General features: G+C 43.3%; 12 protein-coding genes. 11 read left to right on the forward strand and 1 reads right to left on the reverse strand.

What is annotated here, in order from left to right:
* Positions 1-406: 406 nt before the first annotated feature.
* The 10 genes from nadD to QUB26_RS03875 all read left to right on the forward strand — a co-directional run bounded on the left by nadD (position 407) and on the right by QUB26_RS03875 (position 10,713).
* A complete protein-coding gene (gene nadD, locus QUB26_RS03830) occupies positions 407-1,123 on the forward strand; it encodes a nicotinate (nicotinamide) nucleotide adenylyltransferase (RefSeq protein ID WP_333316826.1) in 717 nt (238 codons plus the stop codon).
* A 559-nt stretch (positions 1,124-1,682) separates the two neighbouring features.
* Positions 1,683-2,702 (forward strand): type I glyceraldehyde-3-phosphate dehydrogenase, encoded by a 1,020-nt coding sequence (locus tag QUB26_RS03835; protein ID WP_333212976.1) that lies wholly within the window; start codon positions 1,683-1,685, stop codon positions 2,700-2,702.
* 430 nt (positions 2,703-3,132) lie between these two features.
* Positions 3,133-4,092: a GDP-mannose 4,6-dehydratase gene (locus QUB26_RS03840; protein ID WP_333316913.1), complete on the forward strand. Its 960-nt coding sequence runs from the start codon at positions 3,133-3,135 to the stop codon at positions 4,090-4,092.
* An 89-nt stretch (positions 4,093-4,181) separates the two neighbouring features.
* Positions 4,182-4,958 carry a glucose-1-phosphate cytidylyltransferase gene (gene rfbF / locus QUB26_RS03845; RefSeq protein WP_333316828.1) on the forward strand — a complete coding sequence of 259 codons (777 nt, stop codon included), beginning with the start codon at positions 4,182-4,184 and terminating at the stop codon, positions 4,956-4,958.
* Complete coding sequence (locus QUB26_RS03850; RefSeq protein ID WP_333316830.1) at positions 4,955-5,953, forward strand: GDP-mannose 4,6-dehydratase; 999 nt, start codon at positions 4,955-4,957, stop codon at positions 5,951-5,953. The genes rfbF and QUB26_RS03850 overlap by 4 nt, the downstream gene beginning before the upstream one ends.
* 67 nt (positions 5,954-6,020) lie before the next feature.
* Positions 6,021-7,256 (forward strand): class I SAM-dependent methyltransferase, encoded by a 1,236-nt coding sequence (locus QUB26_RS03855; RefSeq protein WP_333316832.1) that lies wholly within the window; start codon positions 6,021-6,023, stop codon positions 7,254-7,256.
* A complete protein-coding gene (gene rfbC, locus QUB26_RS03860) occupies positions 7,253-7,786 on the forward strand; it encodes a dTDP-4-dehydrorhamnose 3,5-epimerase (RefSeq protein WP_333316834.1) in 534 nt (177 codons plus the stop codon). Before QUB26_RS03855 ends, rfbC begins: the two co-directional genes overlap by 4 nt.
* The gene (locus QUB26_RS03865; protein ID WP_333316836.1) at positions 7,783-8,709 is read left to right on the forward strand and encodes an NAD(P)-dependent oxidoreductase; all 927 of its coding nucleotides are present in this window, start codon (positions 7,783-7,785) and stop codon (positions 8,707-8,709) included. The genes rfbC and QUB26_RS03865 overlap by 4 nt, the downstream gene beginning before the upstream one ends.
* Positions 8,710-8,784: 75 nt before the next feature.
* A complete protein-coding gene (locus tag QUB26_RS03870; RefSeq protein WP_333316838.1) occupies positions 8,785-9,945 on the forward strand; it encodes a methyltransferase domain-containing protein in 1,161 nt (386 codons plus the stop codon).
* Between the two features lie 3 nt (positions 9,946-9,948).
* Positions 9,949-10,713, forward strand: coding sequence for a CmcI family methyltransferase (locus tag QUB26_RS03875; RefSeq protein ID WP_333316840.1), 765 nt, complete (start codon positions 9,949-9,951; stop codon positions 10,711-10,713).
* A 43-nt stretch (positions 10,714-10,756) separates the two neighbouring features.
* Here QUB26_RS03875 and QUB26_RS03880 read toward each other — a convergent pair whose 3' ends face one another.
* On the reverse strand, positions 10,757-16,816 hold the full coding sequence (locus QUB26_RS03880; RefSeq protein WP_333316842.1) for an FkbM family methyltransferase: 6,060 nt from the start codon (positions 16,814-16,816) through the stop codon (positions 10,757-10,759).
* 365 nt (positions 16,817-17,181) lie between these two features.
* On the opposite strand from QUB26_RS03880, the gene QUB26_RS03885 reads away from it, so the two are divergent.
* A complete protein-coding gene (locus tag QUB26_RS03885) occupies positions 17,182-17,817 on the forward strand; it encodes a class I SAM-dependent methyltransferase (protein WP_333316844.1) in 636 nt (211 codons plus the stop codon).
* Positions 17,818-17,839 lie beyond the last annotated feature (22 nt).

The following is a 17,839-nucleotide window of genomic DNA, read 5'->3' on the forward strand; positions in this document are numbered from 1 at the left end:
TGGGGTCGGGGCCAATAGACTAATTTTGGGTGGTTGCATACTCCTGCATTCTTTCTATTTCTATCCGCCTGCTGTGCTGGGATACGGCAGCAAAAGCCCCACAACCTTTCTACCAAGATTGAGGGTAAAACCCATAAGGATTTACAAACACTACCACGAACAACAAAATTTCGCTCATTTTGTAGTCATTTATCTACTCCTACGGTCATTTTTTCTTGAAAGTTAGGGATTGACACGATCGCAACTCAACTACAGCAACTATAGATAGTCTGTATTCTCACTTAATTGTATATATACCAAGTTATGCAGTTAGCCGAATAAGTCGAAAAGCGATAGAGCTTACGGTTAAAAGTGTATAAACATAAAATTGGCGCGATGTCTCTACTAATCCTGATTTTGGGGAAATATGGCGAAAATAGCGATTTTGGGGGGGACTTTTGACCCGGTTCACTGGGGTCACGTGTTGGTAGCCGAGACGGCTGCGAGTCAATTTGCTCTCGATCGAGTCATTTGGGTACCCGATCGCTCTCCTCCTCACAAGTGGCGCCCGGATTTGGCAAGTTTTGAGCAGCGGCGGGAAATGCTTGCTTTGGCGATCGCCGATCGCCCTGACTTCCTAATTTCGCCACGGTCGGCCAATCCCAGAGGCAGTTCTTTTGCGATCGACACCCTGCTGTATTTGCAAAAATTGTATCCCGGCGATCATCGCTGGTACTGGATTATTGGTAGTGACGCACTCCTTACTCTTCCCAAATGGCACCGGTGCGCCGAAATTGCCCGGTTGTGCGACTGGTTGGTGGCCCCGCGTCCGAGTCACGGAGATCGAGTGACAGCAGAAAGCGGGGAGATGGGGGGACTGTCCGAGTGGGGAGATTATCCGGGTGGAAAACCCCTCGATTCCGGGGGAGACAGGATGCAGGTTCAGGCGACTGCTGTGGGCCGACGAGTTGCCGAACAAATGGCTCTTGTGGACGTGGAAATTCGCTGGGAAGTGCTGTCCATGCGTGCGATCGAGATTTCGTCGAGCCACATCCGCCGCTGCTGCGCCGAAAAAATCGACCTCCGCTACTTAGTCCCGGAAGTTGTCGGGACTTATATTGCAGCCCATCAGCTTTACCAGTAACCAGCGGCAGAAAGCCTAATGCCTTCTGCCTTGCAATTTCAGCCTTCTAGAAAAGTTCAGGTTTTTTGATAAACACAAAAAGTTAGAAAGGATCGAGCTTTGCGATATGATCTGGTGTCATCAGAAAGGTGGGCGGAAACCCCGTCGTTTTAAGACCGCTTTATATTAAACTATAGTTTGGTCAATGACCCACCCGCGACGATGGATTCAGACAGCCTAACGAGCGAAGTCCAGTACAACTGGCGGCGCAGACAAATCGGTAGACCGGGAAAAGAGGATAGGGCAATGGTAAACATCCCTGGAATCAAAACAACAGATAAGAATTCCTTTTAGGTATTCGACGCATAAAAACCGCTGGGCTAGCGGGGTTAGTCTGTGGAGCGAACATAAGACCAGAAAACTCCTTGTGGGTGGAGGCAGTTGCGATGAAGCAGAAACTCAAATCGTGAGGTTTGGGAATCACCGTGGCTTTAGCCCGGTGAGAATGTCAAAAGTCAATTCTTAAATTTTGGAAAAATTTAAGCCTGAGCTAGGGGCTGCCATCGTTAGGAGGTACAAGGTGATTAGAGTCGCGATCAATGGTTTTGGACGTATCGGGCGCAGTTTTGCGCGCTGCTGGCTGGGCAGAGAAAACAGCCAGCTAGAGTTGGTAGCTATTAATGACACTTCCGATCCCAGAAGTAATGCTCACTTGCTCAGATACGATTCCATGATGGGAACGTTGAAGAATGTGGACATCAGTGCGGATGAAAATTCCATTACCCTAAATGGGAAGACAGTTAAATGCGTGAGCGATCGCAACCCGCTAAACTTGCCTTGGAAAGATTGGGGTATTGATCTGATTATTGAATCGACCGGTGTCTTCGTTGACCAAGCTGGTGCATCGAAGCATATCACTGCCGGCGCTAAAAAAGTGCTAATTACCGCTCCCGGCAAGGGTTCTGAAGTTGGCACTTATGTGATGGGAGTCAACCACCACAACTACAAGCACAGTGACTACACAGTCATCAGCAATGCTAGCTGTACTACCAACTGTCTGGCTCCTGTACTGAAAGTGCTTCACGAAAATTTTGGCATCGTCAAAGGCATGATGACCACTACCCACAGCTATACTGGGGACCAGCGCTTGCTGGATGCCAGCCACCGCGATTTGCGGCGGGCCCGGGCGGCAGCAATGAATATTGTGCCGACTTCTACCGGAGCAGCACAAGCTGTGGCTTTGGTGATTCCAGAATTGAAGGGCAAGTTAAACGGTATTGCCATGCGCGTGCCGACTCCTAATGTGTCGGTAGTTGATTTTGTGGCTCAGGTAGAGAAAAAGACTTTTACCGAGCAAGTAAATCAAGTGTTCAAAGAAGCTGCCGAAGGCTCCATGAAAGGGATTTTGGAGTACAACGATTTGCCTTTAGTTTCATGCGACTATCGCGGAAGTGATGCTTCTTCGATTCTGGATTCCAGCTTAACGCTGGTGATGGATGGCGACATGGTGAAGGTTTTGGCTTGGTACGACAATGAGTGGGGCTACAGTCAGCGGGTGGTTGACTTGGCTGAATTGGTCGCCGAACGTTGGGAAGCCTAGTACCCGAAGGCAGAAGGCTTTAGTCATTCGGCAGAAGGTAAAAAAGGCTAATATTTTGTACTTTTGAGTCGATTTCTAGCTGACTAGCGATCGCACAGTGGCCAGAAACCGGGTTTTTTCAACCAAATATTTGGTTGAAACCCTTAATATAGGTGAAAAACCCGGTTTCTTTAGCCTCCAGGCGTAAGTCCTGAAATTTGTTTGTAGTAAACGCTTAAACTTCGTCTGGTAAGCTATCGGAAAGTCCCCAATATTAAAAATAATAAAAATTCCGACTATAAAAGTTAAGCTGTTAGTCATTTAAATTTATTGCCTCAACCCCTTGCAGTATGGGGTCTGGCCCACAAATAGTGGAGTTTGAATGTCGAACAGCTTAAACAACTGGAAAAATAGCAACAGCTACGGTGTAATTTTGGAAGCAAAATGTGGTATGAAAAAAGCGTTGATTAGCGGTATATCAGGTCAAGATGGAGCTTATTTAGCTAAACTGTTGCTCGATCGAGGTTATGAAGTTTGCGGCACCTCCAGGGACGCCCAAATTTCTAGTTTCGGAAACCTGGCCCGTTTGGGCATCCGAGACAGAGTAAAACTAGAATCCATGTCTCTCAACGATTTTCGCAGCGTCTTGCAGGTACTAGCGAAAATTCAGCCCGACGAAGTGTACAATCTAGCCGGTCAAAGTTCCGTCGGTCTGTCTTTTGAACAGCCCGTAGAAACCCTCGAAAGCATTGCCACAGGCACATTGAATCTCTTAGAAGCAATTCGGTTTACAGGCGGAAAAATCAAACTTTACAACGCCAGTTCCAGCGAATGTTTTGGGGATACCGGAGGCAGTGCAGCGGATGAAAATACGCCTTTTCGCCCCAGAAGTCCTTACGCGGTGGCGAAAGCAACGGCATTTTGGGAAGTAGCGAATTATCGAGAAGCGTACAATTTGTTTGCGTGTTCTGGTATTTTGTTCAATCACGAGTCGTCGCTGCGGCCGGAGAGGTTTGTTACCCAAAAAATTGTATCCGTTGTGTGCCGAATTGCTGCGGGCAGTTCCGAAAAACTGCATTTGGGAAATATTTCCGTGCAGCGGGACTGGGGTTGGGCGCCGGAATATGTGGAGGCGATGTATTTGATGTTGCAGCAAGAAGAACCGGACGATTATGTAATTGCAACGGGTGTAAGTTATCCTTTGGAAGAATTTGTGAAAACAGCGTTTGTTGCTGCAGGTTTGGATTGGCGGGAACATTTAGTAACGGATGCGAGTCTTTACAGACCGACGGAGATTGCTGTAGGGAGGGGAAATCCGGGTAAGGCGAAGCAAAAGTTAGGGTGGGAGGCGAAGTATAAGATGCCTGATGTGGTGCGGATGATGGTGGAAGCGAAAATGGGTAAAGTTTGAGGATTTTTTCAGAAAATATACCTCTTTGTTGCAATAAATACCTGTTGTGAATTATCAGCGGTTGTGTACCCTTTTCAAGATGTGAAACAATGCAAGTAGTTATATTAGCCGGCGGTTTGGGGACACGTCTCCGAGAAGAAACAGAATTTCGTCCTAAGCCCTTAGTTGATGTGGGCGGGCGTCCGATTCTCTGGCACATTATGAAGACCTATGCCCATTACGGTTTCCGGGACTTTATTGTATGTTTGGGCTATCGCGGCAACATGATTAAGGAGTATTTCCTGAATTATGAAGCGATGAATAATGATTTTACTATTTGTTTGGGCCGCCAGAATTGCATTACTTATCACGAGGATCATAAAGAACAAGATTTTAAGGTGACACTGGCGGAAACTGGATCGGACACTATGACTGGGGGGCGGGTAAAACGTGTGGAGAAATACATTACTGATGATACCTTTATGGTGACATACGGTGATGGAGTTGCTGATATCGATATTGGAGCTTTGGTGGATTTTCATAAGGCTCATGGTAAGCTGGCAACTGTTAGTACAGTTCGTCCGATATCCCGATATGGTATTTTAGATGTGGACAGCCAAGGCAAAGTTCTGGAATTCACCGAAAAACCTCAAATAGATGGCTGGGCTAGTGCGGGATTTTTGATACTTCACCGCAGCATATTTGAGGATTTGAGCGGGGATGATTGTTTTTTGGAGCGAGAGCCACTAGAGCGGTTAGCGGCGGAAGGACAATTGATGGCGTACCGCCACGAAGGTTTCTTTTTTGCGATGGATACTTACCGCGAGTATAAATATTTGAACGAACTTTGGGATAATGGAGAGGCTCCTTGGAGGGTGTGGGAATGAGTGAATTTTGGCGCGATCGATCGGTATTGGTGACAGGTTGCACTGGCCTTTTGGGCAACTGGTTAGTGGCTGAGTTGCTGGAAAGAGGAGCCTTGGTAACAGGATTAGTCCGTGACTTGGTGCCCCAATCCCGACTTTATGCTGGAGAGTGGTATCGGCAAATTAATATCGTTCGCGGTTGTGTGGAAGATTTGTCAACGGTAGAACGAGCGATTAATGAGTATGAAGTAGATACGGTGTTTCATTTAGCAGCTCAGACAATTGTGGGAGTTGCAAATAGAGAGCCGTTGGCAACTTTTGAAACGAATATTAAAGGTACTTGGAATATTCTAGAAGCTTGTCGTCGCGTTGGAGGTGTGAGCCGAATTGTCATAGCATCCAGCGATAAAGCCTATGGAGACCAGCTAGTGTTACCTTACAGCGAAACAACTCCGCTGCAAGGAGAACACCCTTACGATGTTTCTAAAAGCTGTGCTGATTTAATCAGTCGGGCTTACTACGTCAGTTATGGTTTGCCCGTGTGCATTACTCGCTGCGGCAACTTTTACGGCGGGGGAGACTTAAATTTTAATCGCATCGTTCCATCTACTATTCGATCAGCATTACGAGACAAGCCGGTAGTCATTCGCAGTGATGGCACTTTTATCCGGGACTATTTCTATGCGAAAGATGGGGTTTTAGCTTATCTCCATTTGGCTGAACAAATGGACAGGAAAGAAATTTTGGGAGAGGCATTTAATTTCAGCAACGAATTGCAGATTTCAGTGCGGGGCATGGTAGATAAGGTTTTGGAATTGATGGACAAGACTCATTTAGAGCCTGTCATATTGAATCGGGCCAAGAATGAAATCAAACATCAGTACCTCTCGGCAGATAAGGCGCGAAAAATGCTCGGTTGGGAGTCTAAGTATCCTCTAGAAGAAGGGTTGAAAGAAACAATTGAATGGTATGAAAACTTCTTGATGGAGGAAAACACCTGTGTCATCAGCGTGTGATGGAGGATTTCTGTGACTGGGGTTTTAATTTTCTTTCTCTTATTGGATAGTCAAGGGGTCTAATTCTGTGCCATCAAAATGTCGTTTTTGTAGTCACCCATTGGAGCATACTTTTGTAAATCTGGGGATGTCGCCGCTGGCGAATGCTTTTCTATCTCAAGAGCATCTGAATTGTGCAGAGAAATTCTATCCGCTTCATACTTATGTCTGCAGCAATTGTTTTTTAGTGCAGTTAGAAGAGTTTGAATCCCCGGATAGCATCTTTAGCGATTATGCTTATTTTTCTTCCTATTCAGACTCTTGGTTGCGTCATGCTCAGAAATACACTGATTTGATGGTGGAACGCTTTGGATTTGACGAAACCAGTCAGGTAATTGAACTCGCTAGCAATGATGGCTATTTACTCCAGTATTTTCAGCAGAAAGGAATGCCCGTATTGGGGATTGAACCTGCTGCAAATGTAGCTAAGGTGGCTGAGGAAAAAGGGATTCCCACTTTAGTCAAGTTTTTTGGCGTTCAAACGGCTAAAGAGTTGGTTTCACAAGGCAAACAGGCTGATTTGTTGCTGGGAAATAATGTGTTGGCCCATGTGCCTGACTTGAATGATTTTGTGGCGGGGATGAAAATTGTCCTGAAACCAAACGGCGTCTTGACAATGGAGTTCCCTCATGTATTGCAACTAATTCAAGACAATCTGTTTGACACGATTTACCACGAGCATTTCTCTTATTTTTCGCTGTTGACGGTTGAGAAAGTTTTTGCAAGTCACGGTTTAACTTTGTTTGATGTGGAGGAATTGCCGACGCACGGGGGTTCTCTGCGGATTTACGGGAGGCATGAGGGTTTTGATAGTATAGCAGTTGGCGATGATCGCATTTCCCAATTGAAATCTGAGGAAGTGCAAGCAGGACTAAATCAGATTGAAATTTATGTAGGATTTGGCGAACAGGTTAAGTCTACGAAGCGCCAAATGCTCAGGTTCCTAATAGATGCCAAAAATCAGGGAAAATCAATTGCGGGTTACGGGGCGCCGGCGAAGGCTAACACCCTGCTGAATTATTGCGGTATCCGCACGGATTTGATTGATTATACGGTAGATTTAAGCCCGCACAAGCAGGGCTTGTTTTTGCCGGGAACTCAGATTCCGATATATCATCCCGACAAAATTCGGGAGACTAAACCGGATTATTTGGCTATCTTGCCTTGGAACATCAAGGATGAGATAGTAAGTCAGATGGATTATATTCGCGAGTGGGGAGGTAAGTTTGTCGTACTTATTCCTCAAGTGGAGGTAATCTCGTGAAATTTACTGAAACCAAGCTTAAAGGAGCTTATGTTATTGAGGTAGAACCCATAGCAGATGAGAGAGGATTTTTTGCCCGCAGTTGGTGTCAAAAGGACTTTGCAGAACATGGTTTGAATCCTAACCTAGTGCAGTGCAATATTTCTTTTAACTTGAAGAAAGGGACTTTGCGGGGAATGCACTACCAGGCTAAGCCTCACGAGGAAGCGAAGTTGGTTAGATGTATCAAAGGGGGAATTTATGATGTAATTATCGATTTGCGTCCCACTTCTCCTACTTTTAAAGAGTGGTTTGCAGTAGAGCTAAACTCGGAAAATCGCAAGATGATATATATACCTGAAGGTATGGCTCACGGCTGTCAAACTTTGGCAGACAATACGGAAGTTTTTTACCAGATGTCGGAGTTTTATTACTCAGAATTAGCAAGGGGAGTGCGGTGGGATGATAGGATTTTTAGTATTGATTGGCCGGAGATATCTCAACGCGTAATTTCGGAAAAAGATCGAAAATTCCCGGATTTTGTGCAATGAAAAAAGTCCTGGTTACGGGTGCGGGGGGTTTTGTTGGCAGACACTCGCTCAAGACGCTGGTGGAACGCGGGTTTGAGGTTCATGCTGTCGCTTCTAAGACTTTGCCGACTGTCAATTCGGATTGTACTTGGCATCAGGCAAATTTGTTAGACTATACATCCATTAGGGAGTTAGTTTGTCAAGTAAAACCAACACATTTGCTGCATTTTGCCTGGTGCTATACTGTACCTGGAGAATACTGGAAGTCTGAGGACAATTTTTTGTGGGTGCAGGCAAGTTTGGAATTGTTGAGGCAATTTCGAGAGCAAGGGGGCGATCGAGTAGTGATGGGTGGAACCTGCGCCGAGTATGATTGGAAGTATGGTTATTGCTCGGAATTTATAACGCCGAGAAATCCAGATACTCCCTACGGTATTTGTAAAAAAGCTTTGCAGGAGATGGTAAATTGCTATTCGGAGACGACAAGTCTCAGCATTGCTTGGGGACGTATTTTCTTTCCCTACGGTGCTTACGAGTACCCAAATCGGCTGGTTTCTTCAGTGATTTTTTCTCTCTTAAAAGGAGAGCCTGCTCGCTGCTCTCACGGTAATCAAATCCGGGATTTTCTGTATGTACAGGATGTTGCTGATGCTTTTGTGGCTCTTTTGGAGAGTGAGGTGACAGGAGCTGTTAATATTGGATCTGGACAGCCGATCGCGATTAAAGATGTTGTTTATAAAATAGCGGATCTAATCGGGCGATCGGATTTAGTGCAGTTAGGTGCTATTCCGTCTGCCGCGAAAGAAGCGCCTTTGTTAGTGGCTGATGTGACTCGTTTGTCTAATGAGGTGGGTTGGCAGCCGAAATTAAATTTGGAAATGGGATTAAGGCAAGCTATAATCTGGTGGGAAAATTCAAATTATACAAAATTAAAAATTGAGTAATTAGTGAAATTATTGAAAATAATGCTAAAAGATACGAAAAAATATAAATCTTTACCTGTAAATAGATATTAAAGTATGCAAAAATGCCCTGTTTGCAGTTCTAGCTTAATAGCCCCATTTTTGGTTCGAGGTAGCGTACCCGTTCACCAAAACTTAGTGATGGCAGATCGAATATCTGCTATAGAAATAAATCGCGGCAATCTAACTTTAGCAGTTTGTGAAGACTGTGGATTTATTTTTAATCAGGATTTTGATGGTTCCAAGCTAAGCTATGGCAAGGAGTATGATAATACCCAGACTTATTCCCCTTCTTTTGAGAGTTATATTTCCGAACTTGCCCGCTCTCTAATCTATGATAAAAATGTTCAAAATTGCTCGGTTGTGGAAGTGGGCTGCGGCAAAGGTTCATTTTTAAGGAAGCTAGTAGAATCTGAGGAATGGGGAAATACCGGTTATGGGTTTGATCCAAGTTATGTCGGGGCAGAAACTGTTTTTGACGGTCGCCTGAAGTTTGAGAAGCGTTACTATGACTCAGAGTGTGCTAATATTCATGCTGATGTGGTTGTTTGTCGTCATGTGATCGAACACATTCCCGATCCTTTGAGCTTACTCTTTTCTGTCCGACAAGCTTTAGTTCATTCTCCCAACGCTCGCGTTTTCTTTGAAACACCTTGCGTTGAGTGGATACTCCGCAATCAAGTAATATGGGATTTTTTCTACGAACATTGTTCCTACTTTACACCAGAGTCTCTAGCGACGGCTTTTGAAGTATCTGGTTTTCAGGTTGAGAGCGTAGAGCATATATTTGAAGGGCAATATCTATGGTTAGAAGCTACGATTGCTGCCCAAAAACCGGCGGTTACGAAAAAGCCCGGATTCATTTCAATTTTAGCTAACCAGTTTGCGACATCAGAACGTGAACTGATTAACAAGTGGGAAATTAAGATTCAAAAATTAGCTAACCAAGGAAAAGTAGCTCTTTGGGGGGCTGGAGCTAAAGGTGTAACTTTTGCTAATCTGATCGATCCCGATCGTAAATGGATTGATTGCATTATTGACCTGAACCCGAATAAACAAGGTAAATATATTCCTGGGGCTGCTCATCCTATTGTCAGCTATCAAGATATAGCCGATCGAGGAATTACAACTGCTATCTTGATGAACCCGAATTATCATCAAGAAAATTTAGTCTTATTAAAGGCATCCAACTTAAACATTGACCTATTAGTGGAGTAATTTATGAAATTGATAATTGATACGACTGAAAAAACACTCACTTGTGAGATTGATAACCAGAAGCAGGTATTAGGCCTTTATACAAAAGAGGCTTTTGAACTGATATCGCTTGAGTGGGTTAAAGTTGGATGGAATCAGAAATATTCTTATACATTTAGTTGGCTGGGTCGCCCTTTGCTGCAACTTCCTGAAGATTTGATTCGTATTCAGGAAGTTATCTATCAGGTTAAACCCGATGTAATTATTGAAACCGGGGTGGCTCACGGCGGCTCGCTGATTTATTACGCTAGCCTGTTTAAAGCAATGGGCAAGGGTAGGGTTGTAGGAGTTGACATTGAAATTCGCCCCCACAATCGCAAGGCGATAGAGGAACACGAACTGTCATCGTTCATTACTTTAGTGGAAGGTAGTTCTACAGATACCAGTATTGTAGATCAGGTGAAAAAACTGGTAAATCCAGGGGAGACTGTCTTGGTAATTCTTGACTCGTGTCACACAAAACAGCACGTGGCTGACGAGTTAGAGGCTTATTGCAGTTTTGTGACACCAGGCTCCTATATAATTGCCACCGATGGGATTATGAAGGATTTGGATGATGTGCCACGGGGTAATCCTGAGTGGAAGTGGGATCATCCTACTGCGGCGGCGGCTGAGTTTGCAGAAAAACATCCAGAGTTTGTATTGGAGCAACCTAAATGGCCGTTTAGCGAGAGCGATTTGACGGAGAATGTGACTCACTGGCCGGGGGCTTGGTTGCGGAGACTGTGAGGAAACTGCGGGTAAACAGGGATAGAAATGATGCTGATCGTTATTATCTATCCCTTTTCAAATTTTCTATTATTTTAATCACTTCACTGTAAATTCCTTTCCAATCGCATTCATAATCGAAGTTTGGGCGATCGACAACAAATTCATTAGGAATCAATATTTGCGGTACTATGTTTTGTCTTACTTGTGAAGTCGTTACTGGAGACCCATGTGTGTCTAATAAAACACTGTGTCCGTGTATCACACCTGGTTTGTTAGCTATCCAGGACGTGTACGTAATTCCGGCTCCGATTGTGATGATACTTAAATCTATCGCTTGATTCCAAACAACGGTTTCGTAAGTTGTAGCACCGATCGCACTGTATGTATTGATAGTAGGAGGGATAAGAAGAAGTATTTCTGCCATTATGGCTTTTTCGATTTCAATCATCGACCAACTCGGACTGTCCGCATCTTCGGTTCCCATAAGAGACCAGCCATCAAACAAGACTCCCAAAGTAGGAAAATCCAAATACAAGCTTTTGATGATATTTGCTATTCCTTCTGCTTGACCTCGCCAGATCCTACTACCGGCACGAATTTGGAAGCTTAGAAGTGGAAAATGTGTCTTAGCTTGTTTCACTTGTGTCAAAAAATCTTGAGAACATCTTTTGAGGGAAGCATCGGATACTCTCTTTGCTAATCGATCGTCGATCGATATACCATTTGCCCTGAAAGCAACATAATTATTATCCAATACCGTTTTAAAAACATCCCGAACATCTGCAACTTCAACGAACTTGTCAGCAGGAATTTCGGGGAAAACTTGCCGAGAACTGAAGTAATCCCCAGGGCCGATCAGGATTCGATCGAGTTTATGCTGGATTTCATTCTCTACGAGAACATGAATACCTGCTAAGTCTTGCCACAAATAATGTCCTATATTGAAGCCTAAACCGATAACATCGACTACTTGTTTAGCTTCTGTTGATATATATTGTAGAACTTGCTGCCAATAACTTACCATGTAACTTTTAAGTTTATTGATACTTTCTACAGGAATAGAAAATTGACTGAGGCTGCGATCGAAGTTAATAATTAAATCAAACTTTGGTAAATAAATAAAATACTTTCCACCATGTTGACCTCCAGTAACTAAGTAATACAATTCCTCTCCCACAAAGCGATAAATAAAACCTTGCAGATCGTGTCCCCTCTGTTTGCCGTGTTCTGTGAGATTAATGACAAATGATTGGTTTGACCTCAAAACTTTACCACTGAAAGGACACACCGAATAAACATAACCTGTTTCTACTAAACTTTGCTGATAAGACCAAGGATGTAGGAGGTTTTGACCGCACAGGTCTGTTGGAGCATCGCTAAAACTCTCGATCAATGCTTGCTCCAAGGCAAAACTATCTTGTTTGTTGAATTCTATACACTCTAAGGACAGTCCTATATTTTCTAGGTATTGCCTGTCTGCATCCGTCAAGGCATCTAGGTCTATTACTTTGTACTGACAAGTTTTTCTCCAGTAGTCAGCCACAGCTTCAGGATCGATTCGATCTTGGAAATCAGGATTATTCTCGTTAAGGGATTCTAATTGATTTAATCCCTTCCAGATATCTTCGTAAATTTTCGCCTGTTTTTTTAGTGGCTGTATATATTTAAGAAAAGCCACTGATTCCTTGATCGAGCCTTTTTCCAATAACAAAATACTAAAATTTTGAAAGTATTTAATGCAGCTTGGAGTACAATTTAAAACCTGGCATAAACACTCAATAACTTCAGACAAACAACCTTTTTGGAGCAGGAGGATTCCTAGTTCTGAGTAAGTACCAGACGGAGGGCTATTTATTATTTCTAAAGCTTTTTGATAACAGATTAGAGCTGGCTCTAGTTGGTTTTGTCGTGCTAGAAACATTCCAAAATTGAAATACCCCATCGGACTTGGTGGAATCTCTGATGCTTTTTGCAAAATCCAGGGTAGCTTTTCTAAATAACCTTCGGGACTTAATTCTAACGCTTTCTGCCATGCGGCTAGCAATCTAAACTGTTGTCGTTTTCTATGAAATGCTTTTCCTAGCTCAAAATAGTAGTCGGCTGCAGCTCGATCTTCGCTAGGTTGATAGATTAAGGTAAGTTCTATGAAGTTTACTGCAAAGGGTACGCCCTTAGCCCAAAACCGAATTTCTAGATCCTTGACTTCTAGGAAATCTATGAAAAACTCGAATTGTTTTTGACCGCCCTTAACTTCTGCTTCGTACACAACATAAGCATGATCTATAGCCACATCAAACTTGAACCAGACAGCTTGACTGTTTTCAACTGGATTTAAACTTGAGTCGGGATAATCAGATGCGATTTTAACTCGATACAACCCGTCCGGCACACTAATGTAAGGGCCATAAGAAATCTGCCCCTGATTCCCCGCATTACTGACTAGCTGCTTACCTTGAGACCCATCTATTAGTTGACCGGAAATCAGAGTTAACTGCTCGGGAGTAATGCAGAAAGAACTGATTCCTTTTAAGCTACTTAAAAAAAAATCGTGGGGAGACTCCTCTCCCAAGTCAGATAACCGCCGCCACTCATTAAAGTTAAAGTTGCTTGGGCTTTGTGTTTCCAATAACTGATTTGGCAGACATAAGAGATCGGGGATTTTTTTATTAACATCTCCTTCGTGCAACTCTAAAGTTATTGGATGATAACAAGAATAGCCGAGAGCGTGAATACTCTGGAATAAATCATCACTTTGTTCTTGATTAAAATTTATAAACCATTCTACAAACAAAGCTGGTTTGGCAATATCAATAATCGGCTTGAGAGTTTTAATAACTTCCTTGTCATAACCTTCACAATCGATTTTAATAAAACTCAGTCTCTTTAGTATGCTGTCATACTCTTGACCAAACCTAGCCTGTAAGAACTCCGCTAAATTAACCCCCTTAACAGGAATCACATTAACATTAGGATTGATGGCCTTCCACTCCTCTAAGTCATAATAGCCACCATTACAACACTGCGAATCACTATAGGTAAATTCGTATGTACCCTCTTGTTCCATAATGGCTAGATCTACAACTTCTATGTTTAGGGAATTTCTGTTAAGGTACTGGTTGAATTTGAGGATTTCATAAACGTAAGGATTTGGTTCAAAAGCCAGAACCATCCCAGTGGAACCAGTAAGAAGAGCCATTGGTAATGTAGTATCCCCAGAGTGAGCGCCAATGTCTATGGCAATCGTTCCTGGTAGGATATATTGACCCCATCTTTCTGTTTTGAGTTGATATAAAGAATATGTTGCCCAATTTCGACTTAGTTCTAAGGGGTGATTCCACTCAGCATAAATAAATTGACCATAGTTAGTGTCAGCATCTTTAACTTCGACTTTTTCGACTTTTCTGATTGCTGGTTTTGGTTGATAAGCTTCAATATCTTTATGTAAATCTGTTTGATAAATTAAATCCATTTCTATAAAATTTACGGCAAAGAATACACCTGTAGCCCAGAAACGAATTTCTAAATTTTGAACGTTAACATCTATAAAAAATTCATGTTCGGTTTGATGACGATTGTAAATCTTCTCTTCGTAGATTACCAGAGCTTTATTCACTGCCACATCAAACTTAAACCAAACGTTTTCAGAATTGCTACCTTTTTGGTTCTCGCCATCGTCTGAGTTTTCCAGGTATAACTTAACTCGATATAAACCCGGCGGCAAGGTGATATAAGGCCCATAGCAAATTTGCCCGTAATTCCCTGTCGGGCTAACTAGCTGTTGACCAGTATGTGTTTGAACAAGCTGTCCTGAAATTAAAGTATAATCTTCTGGGTTAATTCTGAATTTTTCCAGCGCCTCTAAGTTGCTTAAAAAACATTTCTTGCTGGAGAATTCTGGAGCAAGCTCTACTAGCTGTCGCCATTGTGCGATCGGCTCTTCCAGATTACCCCTTTCTGCCAAACTTTCACAAACTTTTAGCAGATTTTGAATTACTTTGTCTAGTTGATCTTTTACTTTTATGGTTTCATTCTTAAAAATATTGACTTGATAATCAACTTGTTGTAAATCTCCCCCTATTTTAGCCATCAGTGCTGTCTGTCTAGGCTGAAGAAAATGCCGATACTTGAGGATGTTGTTTCTTAAAAATTCAGGCACGTCTTTCCCCTCTATGTCTCTGACATCGAAATAAAACTCACCTGATGATTCCATCTCCCCCGTAGGTCTACAAATATCATACTTCAATTTTTCTAATCCCCTTGCATCAGAATCGTCTACTTCGGCATGAGCAAAACTTTGTAGTTTGTAACTATTTGATAGGGGAGTTCCAAACCAGGTAAATGACCAACCACCTTTAGCTATGTAGGGGTATGCAAAATTGCGAGACTCATTAATGTACCCAGCCTTGCTGTCGCTAGCCCAATTGCCGGCATCTGAACGTCTGACTTGGGTAGCCGTTCTTTGCTTTAAATTTTTATATTTACAAGCGACTGTTCCACACCACCACTCGCTTTGTAAATTCTCTAAGTTGTGGGCATATAAATAATGGGTAAAAATTACAAAATCGTTATTTGAGAGCAATTGTATTGCCTCATTAATTTTATCTTTTCTGGGGATCTCGTCAGCATCACTCACTAAAATAATATCTTCGTCTTGACATTCAAGTTCTATCAAAGCCAAGCCAATGCAGTCCCTCTGGTAATTTTCAAGAGGCCATCGATCGTTGTTTTGGACTTCTGGCATATCATCCACAATGTAGTGGATAATTTTATCTTGATACTCAGCAAACTCATGGATAAACTCTTTATAGTATAAAGGCTTTGGTTGTCCACTATGAGTTTTCGTCGCTTCAACCAAAATAAATTTATCTACTACATCCTTTAATTCCTCTATTCTAATTTTCAAAATATCTATTTCATTAAAAAAAGGAAAACAGTCATATATACGGGGTTGCCTTACCACAGGTTGCAGACAGATTTCAAGGTTTTCTTGGTTTTTTGAGGCTGTAACACTTTCTTTTGTGATTTTTAAAGCCTGCTGGAAGGAATATATTGCCCTGACAATATTAGTTTTTTTAATACTATTGCCTAGTTTTAAATAATAGTCAACCGCCTTGGGATCTTTCCCCGGCTGATAAACTAAAGTAAATTCTATGAAATTCACAGCAAATAATTTACCCATCGCCCAAAAGCGAACTTCTAAATCTTTAACATTTACGAGGTCTATAAAAAACTCTGGTTTCTGCTGGTTGGTATAAATATTTTCCTGATACACCACCAAGCTTTTATCCATCGCTACATCAAGTTTGAATCCAATAATTTCAGAATTTTCTCGTTTTTGTTCTGAAGTTAAATGGGGGAATTCACAGTCAATTATAACTCGATATAAGCCATCGGGTAAAGTAATATAAGGACCATAAGACACTTGCCCCTGGTTTCCTTCTCTACTGACTAACTGCCAGCTACTGTCGGTTTGAAGAAGCTGTCCTGAAATTAATGTTAACTGTTGGGGATTAATTCGGACAGCTTGACTCTCTTCTAAGTTATCGCTGTTATGAGGTTGAAGCTCTAGGAGATTGCGACAAGCTTCCACGTCATTTGGATTTAGCTGTAAGGCGCGGCGATAAGAAGAGATCGCCCCTTCCAAATCCAACTGAGTTCGCTGTTGCAGCAATTCCCCCAGCTTATACTGAATCCAATCGGTCTCTGGGTTAAGCTCGCTGGCACGGCGATAAGCGACGATCGCCTCATCTAGCTGACCCAGTTTTGCTAAACTATGCCCTAACCCACAGTAAGTCCCGAAATGTTCGGCATTGAGTTCAATGGCCCTGCGGAAAGCAACAACCGCTTCCTCCCACTGTTCCTGTCGATCTAAAGCATCCCCTAAGTGATGATAAGACCAAGAGAAATCTGGGTTGAGTTCTATGGCGCGACGGTAAGAGGCGATCGCCTCCTCATATTGACCGAGTTTTGTCAGAGCTTCCCCTAAATTGTGGTGAGACCAAGAGTGGTCAGGATTTTGCTCAATGGCACGGTGGTAGGCGGCGATCGCCTCCTCCAGATTCCCTGACTTTAGAAGTTGATCGCCTTTCTCTAATTCAGTTACAGCCGACTCTGCGCTCATAAATCGATTACTTTTTTTGTTAGTTTATCAAGAAGAGAGTTTAAACTCAACAGCGTTCCACCCGGCAACACTCGCTCCATTGTACAATGAGTAGCTGTACCAGCACGTCGCAGGGCGCTAAATACTAAACTGTGATTCCCATATCTAATTTGAAGTCCCATAATGCGGGTCGCAAGCGCCTGCCAACAGTCATCAACAGTGAGCCAAACTTAACCAATCCAGTCTCGCAAATGGCCACCGAGGCCCAGTGTCGATCGGATGCATTCTACTATTGGTGTGAGCAAACTCGTCTTCCACACGAGCCCATCTTCCATCGAAAACTGTGGGAGTACGCCTACATCCTCCAGTGTCTGTCCGAGACGGGCATGATGTCACCGGGTAGGCGCGGACTGGGTTTCGGCGTTGGCAAGGAACCGTTAGTAGCAGTAATGGCCGCTCGCGGCTGCGATATAGTCGCCACAGACCTAGATATAGACGAAGCGACAAAGCAAGGATGGGCCAGTAGCGGTGAATATGCAGCAACGCTTGAGGCGCTTAACGATCGCGGCATCTGCCCCCCCGAACGCTTCGCATCCAAGGTGAGTTACCGCGTGGCAGATATGAACAAGATAGATGCGGATTTGGTCGGCTTCGATTTTGTCTATTCGTCTTGCGCTTTCGAGCACCTCGGCTCGATCGAACTCGGGCTGCAATTCGTCAAAAACAGCCTTAAGTGCCTGCGTCCGGGGGGAATAGCAGTACACACCACCGAATTCAACGTTTTGTCTAATGACGCGACGATCGATCACCAACAGACTGTACTGTTTCGACGGCAGGACATCGACAGACTCGCAGCAGATTTGACAAGCCAAGGACACGAAATAGTCCTCAACTACAACACTGGAAGCGGGCCATTCGATCGTCACATAGATGTACCGCCCTGGTCGGGGATACACTTAAAGCTTCAGTTGGAACAATATGTCACAACATCCTTGGGGCTGCTCATTCAAAAGGCTTCATAGATTAAATCGTTTTTCAATCATA

The organism is Microcoleus sp. B4-C1 (genome assembly GCF_036705285.1).
In the GTDB taxonomy this organism is placed as follows: Bacteria; Cyanobacteriota; Cyanobacteriia; order Cyanobacteriales; family Microcoleaceae; genus Microcoleus.